Source organism: Hellea balneolensis DSM 19091, assembly GCF_000428525.1.
GTDB classification, from domain to species: Bacteria; Pseudomonadota; Alphaproteobacteria; order Caulobacterales; family Maricaulaceae; genus Hellea; species Hellea balneolensis.
In genome coordinates this window covers 96,331-114,579 of the sequence record NZ_AUAC01000003.1, presented here as the reverse complement: position 1 = coordinate 114,579, position 18,249 = coordinate 96,331, and the positions used below count along the sequence as shown (strand labels likewise).

At 47.8% G+C, this 18,249-nt stretch carries 17 protein-coding genes and 1 tRNA gene; 5 read left to right on the top strand and 13 right to left on the bottom strand.

Annotation, left to right across the window (positions count from 1 at the left end):
• Window positions 1-24: 24 nt before the first annotated feature.
• The 4 genes from F569_RS16885 to hpf form a co-directional block, all read right to left on the bottom strand.
• Window positions 25-1,560, bottom strand: a complete 1,536-nt coding sequence (locus F569_RS16885) for a Ppx/GppA phosphatase family protein (RefSeq protein WP_051279489.1) — start codon at window positions 1,558-1,560, stop codon at window positions 25-27.
• A complete protein-coding gene (locus F569_RS16880; protein ID WP_034387956.1) occupies window positions 1,550-3,769 on the bottom strand; it encodes an RNA degradosome polyphosphate kinase in 2,220 nt (739 codons plus the stop codon). The genes F569_RS16885 and F569_RS16880 overlap by 11 nt, the downstream gene beginning before the upstream one ends.
• A gap of 110 nt (window positions 3,770-3,879) precedes the next feature.
• Window positions 3,880-4,359 carry a PTS sugar transporter subunit IIA gene (locus F569_RS0106510; RefSeq protein WP_026941540.1) on the bottom strand — a complete coding sequence of 160 codons (480 nt, stop codon included), beginning with the start codon at window positions 4,357-4,359 and terminating at the stop codon, window positions 3,880-3,882.
• Window positions 4,360-4,498: 139 nt separating this feature from the next.
• Window positions 4,499-5,074 (bottom strand): ribosome hibernation-promoting factor, HPF/YfiA family, encoded by a 576-nt coding sequence (gene hpf / locus F569_RS0106505; protein ID WP_026941539.1) that lies wholly within the window; start codon window positions 5,072-5,074, stop codon window positions 4,499-4,501.
• Window positions 5,075-5,224: 150 nt separating this feature from the next.
• On the opposite strand from hpf, the gene F569_RS0106500 reads away from it, so the two are divergent.
• Window positions 5,225-6,034 carry a hypothetical protein gene (locus tag F569_RS0106500; RefSeq protein WP_026941538.1) on the top strand — a complete coding sequence of 270 codons (810 nt, stop codon included), beginning with the start codon at window positions 5,225-5,227 and terminating at the stop codon, window positions 6,032-6,034.
• On the opposite strand, the gene F569_RS0106495 is transcribed toward F569_RS0106500, so the two are convergent.
• Together F569_RS0106495 and metG are read right to left on the bottom strand one after the other, a co-directional pair.
• Window positions 6,011-6,511 (bottom strand): DUF805 domain-containing protein, encoded by a 501-nt coding sequence (locus tag F569_RS0106495; RefSeq protein WP_034387953.1) that lies wholly within the window; start codon window positions 6,509-6,511, stop codon window positions 6,011-6,013. The genes F569_RS0106500 and F569_RS0106495 overlap by 24 nt on opposite strands.
• A 1-nt stretch (window position 6,512) precedes the next feature.
• Window positions 6,513-8,249, bottom strand: a complete 1,737-nt coding sequence (gene metG, locus F569_RS0106490) for a methionine--tRNA ligase (protein WP_026941536.1) — start codon at window positions 8,247-8,249, stop codon at window positions 6,513-6,515.
• A gap of 117 nt (window positions 8,250-8,366) precedes the next feature.
• Between metG and F569_RS0106485 the strand changes: the two genes are divergently transcribed.
• The 4 genes from F569_RS0106485 (at window position 8,367) to F569_RS0106470 (ending at window position 12,082) form a co-directional block, all read left to right on the top strand.
• On the top strand, window positions 8,367-8,819 hold the full coding sequence (locus F569_RS0106485) for a DUF1761 domain-containing protein (protein ID WP_026941535.1): 453 nt from the start codon (window positions 8,367-8,369) through the stop codon (window positions 8,817-8,819).
• Window positions 8,820-8,948: 129 nt separating this feature from the next.
• Window positions 8,949-9,024 (top strand) — tRNA-Thr (locus F569_RS0106480).
• 96 nt (window positions 9,025-9,120) lie between these two features.
• On the top strand, window positions 9,121-9,285 hold the full coding sequence (locus F569_RS19520) for a hypothetical protein (RefSeq protein ID WP_154813665.1): 165 nt from the start codon (window positions 9,121-9,123) through the stop codon (window positions 9,283-9,285).
• Window positions 9,286-9,454: 169 nt separating this feature from the next.
• Window positions 9,455-12,082, top strand: a complete 2,628-nt coding sequence (locus tag F569_RS0106470; RefSeq protein ID WP_026941534.1) for a TonB-dependent receptor — start codon at window positions 9,455-9,457, stop codon at window positions 12,080-12,082.
• 80 nt (window positions 12,083-12,162) lie between these two features.
• On the opposite strand, the gene F569_RS0106465 is transcribed toward F569_RS0106470, so the two are convergent.
• From F569_RS0106465 to F569_RS0106435, 7 genes are read right to left on the bottom strand one after another with little or no spacing between them, the layout of a single operon-like run.
• A complete protein-coding gene (locus tag F569_RS0106465) occupies window positions 12,163-12,471 on the bottom strand; it encodes a hypothetical protein (RefSeq protein ID WP_026941533.1) in 309 nt (102 codons plus the stop codon).
• Between the two features lie 10 nt (window positions 12,472-12,481).
• Complete coding sequence (locus tag F569_RS16875) at window positions 12,482-13,345, bottom strand: fatty acid desaturase family protein (RefSeq protein ID WP_051279487.1); 864 nt, start codon at window positions 13,343-13,345, stop codon at window positions 12,482-12,484.
• A 14-nt stretch (window positions 13,346-13,359) separates the two neighbouring features.
• Window positions 13,360-14,436, bottom strand: a complete 1,077-nt coding sequence (locus tag F569_RS0106455) for a DUF2855 family protein (RefSeq protein WP_026941532.1) — start codon at window positions 14,434-14,436, stop codon at window positions 13,360-13,362.
• A gap of 1 nt (window position 14,437) precedes the next feature.
• Window positions 14,438-15,073 carry a hypothetical protein gene (locus F569_RS0106450; protein WP_026941531.1) on the bottom strand — a complete coding sequence of 212 codons (636 nt, stop codon included), beginning with the start codon at window positions 15,071-15,073 and terminating at the stop codon, window positions 14,438-14,440.
• Window positions 15,073-16,068 (bottom strand): NADP-dependent oxidoreductase, encoded by a 996-nt coding sequence (locus F569_RS0106445; protein WP_051279485.1) that lies wholly within the window; start codon window positions 16,066-16,068, stop codon window positions 15,073-15,075. The genes F569_RS0106450 and F569_RS0106445 overlap by 1 nt, the downstream gene beginning before the upstream one ends.
• Complete coding sequence (locus tag F569_RS0106440; RefSeq protein WP_026941529.1) at window positions 16,065-17,006, bottom strand: haloalkane dehalogenase; 942 nt, start codon at window positions 17,004-17,006, stop codon at window positions 16,065-16,067. The genes F569_RS0106445 and F569_RS0106440 overlap by 4 nt, the downstream gene beginning before the upstream one ends.
• A 2-nt stretch (window positions 17,007-17,008) precedes the next feature.
• On the bottom strand, window positions 17,009-18,154 hold the full coding sequence (locus F569_RS0106435) for a glutathione S-transferase family protein (RefSeq protein WP_026941528.1): 1,146 nt from the start codon (window positions 18,152-18,154) through the stop codon (window positions 17,009-17,011).
• Window positions 18,155-18,249: the final 95 nt, after the last annotated feature.

Below are 18,249 nucleotides of genomic sequence, written 5' to 3'. Positions count from 1 at the left end.
AACATTTTTTCAAAAAACCGTTCTTTAAGAACGGTTTTTTATACCTTCAATTTTGTGTTGAGATAGTTTTAACCCGCTAAGCTGTGAAAGCTTGCTCAGGCGATACATAACCCGATCTGAAAGCAACGCTGATTTTGCAGGATCAACTGTCAATTTGAGCTCACCCCGCTCAACAAACAACCTGAACCATGACAATAACTCAGGAGATCGGCCGCTTGCCACAATCGCCAAGCGCATCGCAGCACCATAAGTGCGGGCACTTAGCCGGGCTTCGTCTGTCAACAACGCCTCAACCGCTTTACTGTTCTTGGGCAAAGATTTGCCCGTATAGGAGGAGAACAGAACCAACGCAAGATAGGCCCGCTCTTCATGCGTCAAGCCTGCAAGCGGCGCAAATAATACAGAGTCAAAGATAAGGCTGGCCCGATAATCCGGATGCAATCCCTTGCCAATACCTGCTAATTGGCACGCAGCCTTTCGCAAGCGGGTCTCATTTTCGGGATCAAAAAATCTTGGAAAGTGACTTGAGGCCTCTTTAAGAAACTCAAAAAGCGGGTCTGCAAAATGAACGGCTTGCAAATTTCCTCGTGCTAGATCGCGGCAACCATCCATGAGGCTATCCCTCTCGCGCAATTTATCATCAAGGGAATCATAGACAAGGCCTTCCCGAAGGCCTGTTGTGGAAATGATAACTACGCTTGGCCGCATGCGCTCTATAATCATATTGAGGAGATATCCGCTATAGGGAAGAGTCTCTGACCGCCGCTCACTTATCCGAGGCCAAGACAAAACCTCTTGGCGGCCGTCCCCATAGGCCCACAATGCCAGCTCTTTGGCATCTTCGGGCTTTAAGCGGTAAGCCTGTAATGTGCGCATAGGATAAGATTGCCGCGCCTGATGGATAGAGGCGAGGTTTCGCCATGCCCCCCCAATAAGATGCAAGGCCTGTCCTTTAAAAGCGGAGAGATCAATCTTATTGAGCTTGGCCTGAACTTTAGCTTTAATTTCTTGATTGGTGAAGTTTTCGGCTGCTGCAATGTCACGGCCCAGCATCTCAAACGGGCCCAATTTCAAACTTATGCCAGTTCCAACGGTATTATTTTGAACGTGAACAAATTCTAAACTAGCCCCGCCCAAATCAGCCGCCAGACCGGTGGCCCGATTATCCGCGGCGAGCATCCCCATAGCGGTCAAGCGCGCTTCTTCATCCCCGCTAATGGGGCTGATATCCAAACCAGTTTCGCGCCTTATATTAGCGATAAATTCGGGGGCATCTTCCGCCACGCGCAGCGCCGCGGTTGCCCCTATCAGTAGGGGACCCAAGCCTTGTGCTTCTGCAATCGCCTTAAAACGGCGCAGGTTCTCAAATGTGAGTTTTTTACCTTGTTTTGAGAGTTGCCCTGTATTTTTTAGCGAGCGGCCAAGTCCTGCCAGCACTTTTTCATTATAAACAGGCGTGAAATGTGCGCCGAATAACTCATATATAACAAAGCGAACAGAGTTGGATCCTATATCCAGAACCCCAAGCCTATTATTTCTCAGAGACGCGTCAGTTTGCATTAGCAGCCTTTGGGTCGTTTTCCCTTACGCTGCTTTTATCTATGACTTTTGATGATTCTTCTACTGTAGATTTTGACTCTTTACGACGTGCCACGTCCAAAGCTTTAGGCGCACTGACGCGCAATGATTTGCCGCGCCCGGAAAGTGATGGATTTTGCATGAAATAATCATGCGCCGAAAAGGCTTTATCGTCTGACTGTCGCCGCACATATGTCCCGTTTGGGGTCAGGTCCCAACTATTTGTATTGTCATTTAAATTTGCGACCATAATCTGGTCCATAATTTGATTTCTGACGGTTGTGGCTTCTACAGGGATCAGGGTCTCAACCCGGCGATTAAGATTACGCGGCATCCAATCGGCGCTTGAGAAATATAGTTTTGCATTCCTGTTTGGCAGAGCTTTGCCATTCCCGAAGCAGGCAATGCGTGAATGTTCTAAAAAGCGCCCAATAATAGACTTTACGCGGATATTCTCGGATAGACCTTCTACGCCGGGCCGCAAGCAACATATACCGCGTACGATTAAATCAATCTGCACGCCAGCCTGAGAAGCCTCATAAAGCTTATCTATGATCTTACTATCAACAAGTGCATTTAGCTTGACCCATATGGCCCCTTGGCCGCCTGATGACGCTATATCGATCTCGGCCTGAATGAGTTCAATAAGGCTTTTTCGTAACATCATCGGCGCTATGATCAGCTTCTCCAAATCGCGCGGCTGTGAGTAACTTGTGACATAATTAAACAGCTTACCGACATCACGCCCCATGGCGGGGTCTGCCGTAAATAAAGCCAGGTCCGTATATATCTTGGCATTTTGTGCGTGATAATTACCTGTACCCAAATGCGTATAAGTTTTGAGACCTTCATGCTCACGGCGCACAACAATAGAAACTTTTGCGTGAGTTTTATAATCGATAAATCCGTAAACAACGTGAGCCCCTGCGCGTTCCAGATCTCGCGCCCAACGCAGGTTGGTCTCCTCATCAAAGCGGGCTTTCAGCTCGACAAGAGCCGTCACAGTTTTGCCGCGTTCAGCCGCCTCAATCAGAGCCTTAACTATCGGGCTGTCATCAGAGGTCCGGTAGAGTGTTTGTTTAATCGCGACAACGCTCGGGTCTAGCGCGGCTTGTTCAAGAAACTGAACAACAACATTAAAGTCTTCATAGGGGTGATGAACCAAGATATCTTTGGCGGCAATCGCGGCAAAGCAGTCCCCGTCATATTCCCGAATGCGTTCAGGGAAACGGGCCTGAAAAGGCGGGAACAAAAGATCGGTACGCTGTTTGCCAATTAATTGAGACAAATCCGTCATACCCAATAAAGCGTCCGACTCATGAATATCCTCATCCCAACATTCAAAACTTTCAATCAGAAAATCTTTTAAATCAGCGTCTATATCCGCATTAACTTCCAAGCGGATAACACGGCCGCGGCGACGTTTCTTTAATAAGAATTCAAAATGACGAACCAGATCTTCAGCCTCTTCATCAACCGCGATGTCGCTGTCACGCGTCACACGAAAAACGCCTTGCCCCGTGACGGTAAAGTCAGGAAATAAGGCAGGTGCAAAATGTTCCAAGACATCTTCTATTAAAACGAAATTCCGTTCTTTTTTACCCAGCGCTATAAATCTAGGAACATGGGCAGGAATAGGTATCAAGGCATAAGTCGTGTCTTTTTGACCTGTACGGGTCAAGGCCAAGACCATTCCAAAGCCCAGATTAGGTATATGAGGAAAAGGGTGCGCAGGATCGACGGCCATAGGTGTTAGTAAAGGCAGCACGCTTCGTGCGTAATAGAGCGCTAACTCCTCACGCTCATCGTCTGATAGCTCGGCCACTTTAAGCACATTGACCTTTTCCTTCGTCAAGGCTTTGTGAAGTTGTGTCCAACATTGCGCTTGTGCTTTTTTGATTTTACGAACGCGCTTAGCAATTTTCTTGAGCTGCCGTTCAGGCGTGTACCCATCAAAGCTAGGCTCACTCATGCCCGCCAGAACCTGTGTCCTGAGTCCGGCCACACGAACCATGTAAAATTCGTCCAGATTAGATGCGGATATAGATAAAAACCGTACGCGCTCAAGTAAGGGCACAGCAGGGTTTTGGGCCTCTTCCAAAACACGGCTATTAAAAAAAAGCCATGAAAGTTCTCTGTTAAAATATCGTTTTTCTGTTTCAGAATTCACAGGCGCAATATCTCCGGTCATTATGGCAATCTCAAATATCTTTTTCTAACGCAGCTTAAGCCCGCTAAGTTAGCGAGTTGCTGTAACACATATATGACAAGGCCCAAAAAACCGGGCCATGTTACCGTTATTTAAGCGGCATCTGCCGCGCGGCTCTCAGTCAATATTGTAAATAAGCTTTCTGCATTGGGCGCCGATCGCAGACGTTGGCGCATATCCTCACGGCGTAACATGCGCGAGACTTTTGCCAATGCACGCAAATGGGCTCCGCCTGCGTCTGTCGGCGCGATCAGAAGGGCCACAAGATCAACCGGACGCTCATCTATCGCGTCATAGTCAATAGGTGCCTCAAGGCGCGCAAAGACAGCATAGACACGGTCAAGACCATCAATGCGGGCATGTGGCAGCGCTACGCCCGAACCCACTCCCGTTGAGCCTAAACGTTCGCGTTCCGAAGCTGCGGCGACAATATCGCGGCACGCAAGCGTCTTATCCCCGAAGGTTTCAAGCTCTAAGAGTTTAGACGCCATTTCCTGAAACAGCTGTTTCTTGCTGCTGACATGTATGTCACACAGCATGGACCCGGCATGAAAGAGAGTATCTTGGCTCATGATTATCTTCGTTACTAAGGCGCGCTCATAGGAATTAACGCCCCATGATTTAAATTTTGCCGCTCCCATACGCGCAATCAGACACAGGGTCAACGCAAAGCCTCAAATGGGTATAACAGCGTTACTCAGCGCTTAAAATTTAGGCACTATTTGCGGGGTCAATCCAGCCAATGTTACCGTCAGAACGCTTAAATACCACATTGATACCGCCATGTTTAGCGTTGTTAAACACCACCACGCCATTATCGGCGAGTCCAAGCTCCAAAGCCGCCATGCCCGGGGTTAAAGTACGAATTGTGCTTGTTTTTTCTGAAATAATCATCGGCTCGTCTTTGCCGGACGCCTCCATATCCTCGGAGTCATCTTCACGCACGGGGTTTTCGAGAATGAACATGGCCGCATTTTTAGCTTTCGCCTGTTGGCTGTGATCTTTTAGGCGGCGTTTATAGCGCCGCAGACGTTTCTCAACATGCTCCAGTGCTTCATCAGAAGCGCCATAAGCATCGGGCGCGCGCCCCTGCCCCTCCATCGACGCACCCGAGGGTAAATGTATAGAACATACTGTTTTAAATCCGGACCCTTCCTTGCTGACCGAGACTTGGGCTTCTCCCTCTCGGTGTATATATTTATCCATCATCTCATCTATTCGGCCAGTTATTCGCTCGCGTAGAGCCGGTGAAACATCAATACCTTTAGAGACAATTTGAATTTGCATGGAAGTCCTTTCTTGTGATTACAACTTTACTCTAGCACATAGTCTGACCTCTTGTCGTGACAATTTATAAAAGTTTTCTTTAGACCGCCTGATCTAGTTCTCTTATGCAGGATTTTTGCATCTTTTGAGCGTTTGAAACGTATCAGCTTTATGAGATTAGAAAATAACGACATAGCGCGCCAATGGGTTAATATTATCGCCGCTCCGGCGATGTGGGTGCTCTCAACACTTCCGCAACTTACAGCGTGGGGCCGCACACCGCAGGAATTTTCCGATGCGAACAACAGTCTTTTAGTGCCCTATGGAATTGCCTTTTCTATTTGGCTTCCGATTTTTGTAGGCTGTATTGGATATGCCATTCTACAAGGGATGAAAACAAACCGTACGCGGGAAATTTTCAGGAAAACAGGATGGTGGACAGCCGCTGGTTTTACGTGCGTTTGCATTTGGGCCCTATTTTCAGGCTGGGGCACGCCCCTTCTAGCGCGCTGGGGAACAGCGTTGATTTTTATACCCACGGTCCTCTGCCTCGTCAAAGCCATGCTAATCTTAACCCGAAATAAAAACGCGCTGGACAAAACCGAACGGCTTTGGGTGTGGGCACCGATTAGCCTCATAGCTGGGTGGACATCCATTGCTATTTTCCTAAATTGGACGCCCATCTTTTCTGATAGTTTCGGGAGCTCAGTACAGCCCATTATTCCAAACCTATTGATGCTCTGCATCGCGCTTGCTTGGGCGGTCTTTGTGACCCGCCGAAGTGGGGCCAATATGGTTTATGCTTTCCCAATAATCTGGGGTCTGGCATGGCTAGCTTTTAAAGCGCTGACACAAGCTCCAAAAACCGAAATAATTGCTATCTCTGCGCTCATGGGTGTTATAATTATAATCGGAGCTATTTTCAGCGGACGAGATAACTCGCAAACTGTATTCCGCTTAATCAAATACCGAAGCCCCTGAGTCGTATTTTGGACTGGGACCATAGACATTATCGCCGGGATGGGAATCTTGGCATAAAAATATCAACATAACGACACCATAGACTAAAACCCCAATACCCAGTATTATGACCAGGATACCAAGAGGTGCAGTGTTTGAACCCACGCCGCCCAAAGAAGACAAAGCAAAGACTGATACCAAAAGTCCAATCAGTAGAGCTGCAATAAATGCACCGCCAACCCACCAGCCCGAACGGCCTGTGTCATGAAGGCGCCGTACCTGAGCCGTAATCGTGGGGATAAAGGTGACTAAAGCAGCTATTGTGCTCAGCACGCCAATATCATCTGTTCCCAAGCCTAAAATTCCATCGATGAAACCTGTGACAAGACTCAGCAAAATTGTGAACAAATAAAACCACCAATATTCAGAACGTCTGGCGCGTCCCCGTAATGTGAAGTAATTCGAAAAACAGCTTTTTACAGCCTCAATCATATTCATATTATTGTCCTCCTCCAAAGCGCTCGGTCCATAGTTCAATATCCGGATCTTCAATCTTTGTAAAAAGAACATCCGGGGCATTAATAGCATGTCCTATCGGAAGCGCATTTATAAGCTTTGCGATATCGTCATGTTTTCCAAAGTTCCATGTGCGATTGGCAGGAGGAATATTCATTGCGTCCAATATTTTCTCCGCTGCATCAGGAATGATTGGCTGTGCGATAATTCCAAATAGCGCGACAAGATTCAGGCCCGCACGTACGCCAACCGCCGCTTGATCGACATCTGTTTTATAATGCGTCCACGGCGCAGCTTGCGTAAGATATTCATTACCTGCCGCCCATATGGCACGTGTTTCCGCCATAGCTTTGCGAAATTCTCGCGCTTCATAATGGCTGACCAATTGCGGAAGGCGTGTTTGTAGCTCTTTGATTAGCCATGCTTCCGCTTCGCCGTCTTCGCCGCCCTCCGGCACTTTACCCTCAAATTTACCAACGCAATATTTCGTGATACGATTTACAAAATTACCTAACACATTGGCTAGATCAGAATTCACAGACGCCTGAAACTCTTCCCAGGTGAAGGCGGTATCCGAGCTTTCAGGCGCATTAGCAATTAAGTGCCAGCGCCAATAATCTGATGGGGCGATATCCAGAGCTTGGTCCATAAAGACTCCGCGTTTTTCAGACGTTGAAAATTTGCCCCCATACCAAGTGACCCAATTAAAGGCTTTCAGCTGGTCCACTAATTTCCAAGGTTCACCCATTTTTTTTGGATTCTGGCCAATAATCGTTGTGGGGAATGAAAGGGTATGGAAGGCGACATTATCCTTGCCCATAAACTGAACATACTGAACATCGTCAGCTCCCTTATCGGTGAGCCACCAAGACTCCCAATCCGCGTCCGTTTCAGCCGCCCAATCCTGGGTCGCCGCAATATATTCAATCGGCGCATCGAACCAGACGTAGAAGACTTTGCCTTCAAAACCCTCGCGGACAGATCCGTCTTTATCAGTGACAGGAATACCCCAGCTCAGATCCCGCGTTATGGAGCGGTCGCGCAATCCCTCATCGAGCCATTTCAGCGCAATAGAACTCGCAAGGGGTGGCCAGCCTTGCGCCGCATTGACCCATTTACGCAGATCATCTGAAAGAGCGGATTGTTTAAGGTAAAGGTGATTTGTATCGCGCACCTCGACATCTTTGCTCCCTGACACCGCCGAATAAGGATCAATCAAATCGACTGGGTCTAGCAGCTTTCCGCAGTTATCACATTGATCCCCGCGGGCTTTTTCAAAGCCGCAATTGGGGCAAGTGCCCTCGACATAACGGTCTGGCAAAAAGCGGCCGTCGGCATTCGAATAAACTTGTTGCGAGACCCGCTCTTCAATCAATCCGTTCTCTTCTAACACATGGGCAAAGTGTTGCGTCAGCGCGTGGTTGCTCGGCGCTGAGGAGCGGCCAAAATAATCATATGAGAGCTTGAACTGGGCGCCTGCCCCCTTCTGCGCGATATGCATTTTTTCGCAATATTCCGCGACCTTCATCCCGGCAGCTTGCGCAGCGAGCTCGGCCGGTGTCCCATGCTCATCGGTTGCGCAAATATAGAGCACATCATGTCCCATAAGCCGCATAGCCCGCGCATAAACATCTGCCGGCAACATGGATCCCGCCAGATTTCCAAGATGCTTGACGCCATTAATATAAGGAAGCGCAGAGGTAATGAGTATTTTTGCCATGACGTGCGACTTCTACCGCCCCCATTGCAACGCGCAAGGGTTCATTGCTCAGAGAGAGTTTTTTTGTTATGAAAGTATCAGAGTCAAAAATGGCCTAAACAATAAGGGGAGAGGCATATGCCTAAAATTTTTAATACATCATGGCTTGCAGTTCTGTTGGCAACACTCGCATTTTTTATGGTCGGATGGATCTGGTACGGCCCGTTATTTAGTGACGCTTGGATGGCGGCAGAAGGCATTACGCAAGAAATTGCAAATGCCCGCTTGGAAGAGATGGGAGTTGTAAAGTGGTTACTCGCGGCACTTTCTGTCACTTTGGGACAAGCCATAGGCGTGCTTATGGTTATAAATTTAGCAGGGGCTAAACGTCTGCCGGCCTGCCTTAAAGTCACTTTCTGGCTGTTGGTCACAATCGCCATCCCGCTTATGGCCTATGCCTGTATCTATGGCGGTTATCCTTTAACCGGCTTTATGATTGATGCCGGGCACCTGGCTGTCGGCTATCTGGCTATGGCCGCAATTTACGCAGCATTTCGCGGTAAAAATAAAGTTGAAATCGGCGAAGCCTAAATAACAAATGACGGGGCGGTCATAGCCGCCCTGAAATCTCTGCACTTTTTTAAGCAAAGCCGCAATTTCCGACTTGCCAGAGCGCGCAGACGCCGCTAAACGACGCCTCGCTAATCAGCAATTAAGAGTGCCCCTATAGCTCAGCTGGTAGAGCACCTGATTTGTAATCAGGGGGTCCGCGGTTCGAGTCCGTGTGGGGGCACCATTTTACGAATAAAAACAATAAGTTAAGTGGAAATTGACGCATCGAAATTTACAAAATAGTTAGCACCCTAAAAGAAATCAGGGGTTCCTAGTCCCAATGAGCAGAGTACGTATGGTGAATACAGAAACTTACAAATTCCAAGACATGAAATCGGAATTTCTGGCAGACCCAATAAATCAAGCGGTTTTTGAAGCTCTAGCTCATGAATATACTCATCCACCTATGGAGTTTAAAGATAGCCACGACAATCAGCGGCTTTAGGACGCCCAGATTATTGTAGAAACATCCTCTTAGCAGACATTAGAATACACCTAATCGACGATACAGTTATCGCCAAATAGTAATGACATAAGCAATGCCAATAAACTATTGTATTGGCACTGATTATGCCATATAATTCCTCTAAAGAACTAGAAAAGGGGAATTATCAATGGCATCACGCCTATCCATTTTGGCCGTAACGTCGGCTCTTACTGCATCACTCATAACGCCAGCATTTGCACAAACGTCCGGTGACGAAATTATTGTCACGGCGACTAAACGAGCAACGACATTGCAGGAAACACCTGTTGCAGTTTCTGTTACAGACAGCGTGACGATTGAAAATGCCCGCATTCTGGATCTAAACGATTTGCAGTCTGTGGTCCCTTCTCTTCGGGTTAATCAACTTCAAACATCGACCAACACGAATTTCATTATTCGGGGATTTGGTAACGGCGCTAATAATGCGGGCGTTGAACCATCCGTTGGTGTTTTTGTTGACGGTGTTTACCGCTCGCGCTCGGCGGCGCGTATTGGTGACTTGCCCAAGCTTGAGCGAATCGAAGTCCTGCGCGGGCCGCAATCTACGCTTTTTGGTAAAAATGCATCTGCAGGCGTTATCTCGATTGTGTCGGCCAAGCCATCTTATGAGCAAGAGGGATATGTCGAACTCGGTTACGGCAATTACAATAATTTTACGGGCAAAGCTTATTATACGACCGGTATTGGCAATGACGACGCGGCGTTCAGCCTTGGCGGCGGATTTAACTTCCGCGATGGTTATGCCGAAGCTCGTGACGGTCTGTCTGATTTGAATGATCGTAACCGCTGGAATATTCAGGGACAGTTCTTATTTGACCCCTCTGACAAAACCTCAATTCGCGTCATCGCAGATTACTCTACCCTTAATGAGGTTTGCTGCGCGATTACAAACTTCCAAAATGAAGGCGCTATCAACGCTATTCGCGCATTGGGCGGACAAACGGCTGATGCGAATGACCCATTTGCGCGTGAGCATTTTTCGAATAAGGACTCAGTGAACGAAGTTGATGATTGGGGGGTTTCTGCTCAAATCGATCATGACCTTGGCTTTGCGAATCTTACATCCATTACGGCCTATAGAAATAATGAAACCTTCTTTGATTCAGACTCTGATTTCACAACACTCGAAATCCTGGAAACAGTTTCAACAAAAAACAAAATCGGAACCTTTACACAGGAACTACGCTTAACATCAAATAATGATGGTCCTCTAAGCTGGATGGTCGGCGGATTCTTATTCGACGAAAATGTCGAAGCCGTTGATAGGCTGGATTGGGGCGCAGATACACGGCGCTATATTGATGTCCTAGCAGGCAGCCCAGCACTATTCCGCACAATTGAAGCGGCAAATGGCTTCACGCCCGGATCAACATTCTTCGGCGAACAACACGCTTTTATAGATAGCTTCAAGCTAGAGAACACCTCTTACTCCCTCTTCGGAACGGTAGATTTTGAAATTGGTGACCGCCTGACTTTAACGGGTGGATTGAATTACACAAATGATGATAAGACTGTTACAGCATCTCAGCAATCAACAGATCCATGGTTTGCCCTGGATCTCACTACAGCGCCAGGGCCTGACTTGTTGGCTTTAGGCTCAGTTCAAGCTGCCGTTGGCAACCCAGCCGATCCTCTCTTTCAAGCCTTCGGTGCCGCATTTGCGCCGTTTGGGCTGACACTTGATCCCATGACGTTCGGGGCTCTCGCGACCGGTCAATTCCCTAACCCAATGGCGCAAGGTGCATTTACGAACGGATTTCTGCCCAATGTTGAGAACGGGATTATTGCTAGCTTGCAAGGCCTACAGTTCAACCCTCCATTCCTTGCTTTCCCCAATGCGGTTGAGGACGGGAAAACAAGCGATGACAAGCTAACGTGGACAGCTCGCGCGGCTTATGAAGTCAATGACAACATCAATGTCTATGCCAGCGCCGCCACAGGCTTTAAATCATCCTCTTGGAACCTTTCACGTGGTTCTCGCCCATTCTTCGGAGATGGCGCGGCTTTGGCAGGAGCAGGCTTACTTCCCAATAATTATGTGCTTGGAGCAACAGCTGCCACATCGCGCAATTTTGGCACACGTTTTGCCGGGCCAGAAGAAGCAACGGTTTACGAAATTGGCTTAAAAGCTAAGTTCGATAAAGGGGCCATTAATATCGCGTTGTTTGATCAAACAATTGAAGGCTTTCAATCCAACATCTTTATAGGTTCAGGCTTCTCGCTGGTAAATGCTGGCGAACAATCCACAAAAGGCCTGGAGGTCGATGCGAGCTTTAAACCGATCCCGATGATTGAACTAACATTCGCCGGGACATTCCTCGATCCGATTTATGACTCCTTCACCAACGGCCCTGCCCCGGCAGGGTCTGGTCTTAATTTTGTAGATCTATCCGGCGAAAAACCGGCTGGCATCCCTGAAACCTCTCTCAATATAGGCGCGAATTTCTTTTATCCCGTAGGCGATAGCGCCAAAGGATATTTACGCGGAGATTGGCAGTATGAAAGCGAGGTTCAATCTAATGAGGCTATCTTCGCGACGACAGGTGCGCAGCAACCTTTCCGCACCGTCAGCACTTTCAACGCTGCAACAGGCGTGAAATTTGATAATGGTTTCGCCGTACAGGTTTGGGGCCGTAACATCTTTAATGATGAATATGTCTCGACGGTCTTCCCGGGCGTGCTGCAAACGGGCGTCATCAATGGTTACATAAATGCACCCCGCACATATGGTATAAATATTCGTAAGGATTTCTGATTGGTTTCAGAAAACGGACGTGTTTGAGCATACGTCCCCGTTAACTTGCAGGGTCCCTTTTTTAAAGGTGACCCTGTTTTTTATGTCTTAGAGAGACTTTGTTTCTCTTGCTTCAAGAGTAAAAGGCACTCCCCTGCAAGCGGGGCATTCGCCTTGGCATCTTTACGTTTTAATTTGCCCTTCATAACCATCGGACGGATCTTCTTTTTCAAGAGTTTCTTGAGGTTAGTCTCCGCCTCAACAGATGGCGCAACAGCTTCAAAGATAGTTTTACCCGTAGGCGATAGGGATGCAGCGCAGGCCTCTGAATTTCCTTTATCTGCAAAGGCTGTACCGCTTATCGCGGCGAAGCTGAGGCTGAAACAAATAGTCTTGTGAAGGATTTTCATGGTCTGTTCTTTATCTGGGTTTGAGTGAAAAGGTGTCCGTAATTGCGGGGTTTTGGGATTCGTGATAGTGCTTCCTTGCGTTCCAGATCTTTATGTAACGATAAAATGGAACGGCCGGGTAGAGATGGTGCACAAGGTGATAATTTTGATAGATGAATACAGGCGTTAATAACCACTCCAGGCCTACGCGGTTTGACGTGCAGCGATAAGGTTCATTTTTAGCGTAAGATTCGTGCGGATAATGCGGCAAGAAATCAAAGGCGATAACGATAATATATTTTGCGATACGTGTCGGGATAAAGAAGAGCAGTAGATAGTAGTATAGCCAGCCTGCCAGCGTAACGGCTGTTATCACGCTTACCATAAATAATACGGCAAAATAAAATTCCCTACGCTCGCTCTTTGGTCTTTTCTTGAAGACATCAGGCGATAGGTAAGTTTTGAAATAGACATAATCCAATGTCAGCCATTTAAACGGCAAGAGCCATCTTGGCCCCGTCCCGCAATAAACATCCGGGTCTTTTTCGTTGTGGTTTGTGAACCTATGATGCTTCATATGGATAAACCGAAACACTTGAAAAAATGGGCCTGGCTCAAGCAACATCATGGCTAGGCGGCCCGCCCAATCATTCATCCGACGATTTGTGAACACTGAGCTGTGCGTCGCATCATGCGCTATCGAAAAAGACATATAAGAGGCTATTGAGTTTATCAACATGGCCCATCCCAACGGTAAGGTTCCTGCAAGATAAGTAAATATTGATACGCCAAATATAACGAGAGCCGCAATCAATAGCATAATGGTTGGCCAAGCTATACGAGGCTTCTGAATGAGCTTTTTGAAGAGTTCGTTATCGTCGGCGTGGTCAGTCATCGAAAGATTTCTACCTAATTTAACGAGGCCATAATGCCGCGCCGGGCTGAGACTTTATTATCAAGCATGTCTTTCCATATTTGATCAACGTCATCAGGGCCCGTGATGAGTTCAACTCTCACAATGTCTTTGATGCTGGCAGCGAGTTGAGCCCCAGCAGCGAAGGCTTTTTGGAACAGCATGCCCTCACCCCATTCTTTATCTCGTTTATCCATCTGCGCTGGCGCAAAGAAAAATGCTGGCTTCGCGCCAGGCATGTCTCCACGCGCGCGCTTTTCATCCCAATGCGTCGCGCCAACGCCAATGCTTTGAACCATATTGTCTTGCAGATGATCATGCAGAGTCTTCACGAGTTCACCATTGCCGGACATATCCACAAAGGCTGAGGGTTTTTCTGTGTCGATCTGGGCTTCATCACCATAGACCACAATTTGGTCACAGCATTTCAAGGCCTTAACAAAATCAACGTTTCCCGGCGATGTCAGACCGACGACCTGACCTTTATATTTTTCATTTTGCGTGAGAAAACTCGCTAATCCAAAACCTGTTTTTGAAGACACAGATCCAATAAGGATTTGCTCTGCTTCGAAGAAATCATTGTCTTCCAGAAAGTCGTTTAAAATAAAAGATGTCGCGAAAAGTGGGAATAATAGACAGCGTTCATCCTCAAGTGTTTTGAGGTACTCCGGCTCTGCCTCGGTTCGCTGATATTGATTGTAAAACAACGGCAGATTTTGGCGATGCTGCGCCATGTCAGCGAAAGTTTGTCGCTTAATCTGACCCGGCTTTAAAACCACATGGCTGGCCATGGGAAAGAAACCCCATATCCGCTCTCCGGCTTTTATGCCTTCACACTTTGACTCGACAATATCTGCCATCGCCCAGACGGGGACTTTGCCCCAATTATCTTCTGCGGGATAATACCCCCAATAGCCAATGGCCTTGCCCGACACAGCGTAGCTCACATTGTTTGCCGTTAATCCGAATTTATCGACAGAGACGAGGACGTCCCCGTCCTCTAATGTCGGTTTTTCGAATTTGACAATTTTCGTCTTGCGAAAGTCTTCGCGGTCTACCCAGATTTCCTGCATGCTATTTCCTTAGTTCAAATAAAATTAGAAAATTCTGTCCCAAAGAAGCCAATAGAAGCAGCAAAAGAGGCACCCAAATTTTGGGACGCAAATAGGCGCTCATGCGGAGCTGCATGGGAAACGAAATTGTTCCATCTATGGCGGCAAGTTTGAATTTATGGCTGTCACTGAAACGCGGATCAGACACCAGAGTCATCAAATCTCGGCGGCTTCGGTAACGCATAGCTCCGACGACTTGGAAGTCCTCATCGGCAGCGGAATTCCAACTATCAATATAGCCGCCTTTTTTTCGGCCCATAAAAACGGGGTGTCCCGCCTTACGAAATAAGGCTTTGGAAAATGGCCCAAAATAACCTTGGAGAATTTCAGGTGACGTCGTCATCTGGCCTGTTTCTGGATGGGCGACTTCCCCCGTATGCAAGCGCACGAGATTTAGCATGACAAATTCTTTACCGTCATCCGTTTCGAGAAACTTTCGTATTATATCCGGGTCCGTAGGAGATTGGCTCGAATTTTTCTCCATCTGAGCAACAAGCCGAGTAACTTCATCAGGCCCCAACGGCCCCTTCCAGTTAAAATACCACGCGGCAAATACCAAATAAGCAAGCGCTGCAACTATCCAAATATACCAATTCATCACCGCACCTTTATGAGTAATTTACCTTGATTGCCGCCGTTAAACAGCATTTCAAACGCCTGCGGAAAGCTTTCAATCCCATCAACAACATGTTCACGGAAAATGAGTTCCCCTTTCTTCTGAGCGGCGCTCAGTGCAGCCACGGCCTCGGGGATGCGGTGCATATAATCCTTCATGGTGAAGCCCTGCATTTTTGCGCTTTGCGCGATCAACTGCATGTAGTTTTTAGGGCCTTGCTGGCTATGCCAGTCCGCATATTGGGAAATCGCGCCGCAGACCACAATCGTGCCTTTGTAATTAATGCGTGCGAGCGCAGCATCGAGAATTTCGCCGCCAACATTATCGAAGTAGATATCTATCCCGTCTGGGCATTCCCGCGCCAGGCCTTCACCGACGTTTTCACTTTTATAATCAATCGCGCCATCCAGCAGCAGTTCTTCTTTCAAAAATGCACATTTAATGGGCCCGCCCGCAATGCCGATAACCCGCGCGCCCGCCATTTTTGCGACCTGCGCTGCAATCGTTCCGACCGCGCCTGCTGCCGCTGAAACCACGACCGTTTTACCCGGCTTTGGTTGGCCTATATCCATCATACCGAAATATCCCGTATAGCCGGTCATACCGAGACCTGAGAGATAATGATTGGGCGGCGCAAGGCTGACATCCACTTTCCGAAGATGTTTGCCCCTCAGCACACCTTCGGTTTGCATTCCGGTAAACCCCGTCACCCAATCACCAGGCGCAAGACCCTCAAATTTAGTCTCCATGACTTCGCCAATACCAAACGCTCTCATGATTTTCCCCGGCTGAACGGGCGGCATATAGCTACGTTTATTGGTCGTCCATCCGCTCATCGCCGGGTCAATGGAAATCCAGTCAAAGCGCACTAAAACTTCTCCATCCTGAACGGGCGGCGGATCATCATGGGTTAACTCAAAAATATCATTGCCTGTTTCAGCCGTACGGAAACGGGTCATTCGGTATTGAGAGGTCATGCTTTTAGGCTTTCGTAAAACTTGATGACCTCGCGTGCATAGTCTTCTGGAATATCTTCAAGCAGGAAATGCGACCCGCCTTTGAGGATTATGGGGTCATAATCTCGTGTTCCCGGAATAGCAGGCCGGACCGACTTATACCCTCTCGGCGCAATTTGATCCTTATCTGAAAAAAGGTTCAAAAAAGGCTTTTCGAAATCTTTGAGTTTTTGAAGAGCCTGCCAATTTTCTGTCAAAATAGGATTATCATTTCGAGTTGGCAGCATCTGCGTAAATTTGCGAAGTCCGGTCAGATAAGACTTGTCCGGATAAGGCGCAGCGTAACTATCAATGTCTGCCTGCGGCATCTCGGACAGTGTAATCTTTGAAATCGTCTTCCAAAACTTCCATCCCTTATTCACACGGATCCAGAGCTGAAAGGCCCTCATTAATCCCGCGCCTTTTCGGGACATTTTCTTGATGAGTTTATTAGGGTCCCTGTTCGCCAGACCTGTATTGGACATAATGATTGAGCTGACTTTATCCTGATTATCAGCAATGGCGCGCAGGCCGATGTTCCCCCCCCAATCATGCAAAATGAAATGCGCATCTTTGACACCTATTTCTTCAAACACTGCCTGCTTCACCCAAGCCTCATGCCGACCGATCGTGTAGTCGGTCATTTTTGTCGGCTTGTCGGAGCGGCCAGAGCCTATAAGGTCTATGGCGATAGCACGGTAGCCTTTACCCGCCAGAACCGGAATGAGCTTGCGCCACATATAAGACCAGGTCGGGTTGCCATGGATCATCACAACCAACTGACCGTCTTTGGGCCCCTCATCCACATAATGCATACGAAGCTTGCCGCCCTCTTGGTCATCCACCTCTACGTAGTTGGGCGCAAAGGGACAGTCAGCAAGATTGCCAAAACAGCTATCCGATGTCCGCTTAAACTCCATGATTAGTCACTCCAAACCTCGTGATAGTCTTGGCGCAAGACTCGGCGGCTTAGGCGTTTATCCAAGAACGCTGTGAGCCCCGTCTCGGTAAATAATGTGCTGATAGCTTTTTTGTGTTTGTCTGAGCAGCTGTCAAAATGATCCCATAGTCGCTGCGCCAAATAAAAGCGGTACGGCATGACGACTGAGGAAATGAACTCACCCCGCCATTTAAACTCGGCAAAGCCAATACCGCGTCCCAAGGGTGCTTTAACTTTTTCGGGGTTTTTGCCCTGTTTTGCCAACCACTGCTCTGTATAGTCAACATGAGACGAGTATTCTGCAGAATATTCTTCACCCACATACGTCATCAAGGCTTTGAGCGTTTCTGGAATGTCATCTCCGCCGTATAATCCTGCTTGTGGATTGTCCAATGTGTGCTCTTCAGTGACTTCTGGACGGTTCATACGTTCAACCCAGTTCCAGATCAGTGGCGCCGTGGTTTTCATTAGAAAGGCGGGTTTGGGATCGCGGGACAAATGCGCATAAAGCGGATTAAACAGACCATAATCCCCAATGGTTGGTCGATCGCCAAGCAGGAAGAAACTCCCCTTCAAATGTGCGCTATAGAGTTTTAGAAACTCGGCATAGCTCTTCTCAATCAAGTCATAAGTGGTGTCAAAAACGCCAAAGGCCATTGCAGCCTTACGCATACGTCCAGAGGCATTTTCAAACCCTATATCATTGCCCTTTACGCCCATTTCCAAAGGCATCACATCGCGGAAACTAACTTTAAGAAAATCCAGATTTTCTTCATCAAAATTCCAGCGATAATGCATGGCGGGACGAAGAAGCCCCTCATTACCAAATAGCTCAAATAAGAAAGATATGGCTTTAACAATCGGGTCTTCAGGGTAGAGCGGTTCGTGCCCCAATCCTTTCCCCTCCAGATAATCAAGAATATCTGTTCCGTCTTGTATGATGTCGCCTTCAGGTGTTTCAATGACCGGCATAATAAAGCGGTCCATATGCGGGAATATCCGCGTCATATATTCTGGATGCCCGGCCCCGCGTTCGGTCACCGGAATACGGTTACGCCGCATATAGGCCCGTGCCTTGCCTGTATAGAGCGAGGCCTGCATGCCATATAATATGAAGTCCTGACCCATTATTCGCTTTACCTGTCCCAGTTGCTATAATATGACACTATCAATGTCATAATTGTAAAATCAAGGGGATTTTAAGAAATTAGTATCTTTACAGA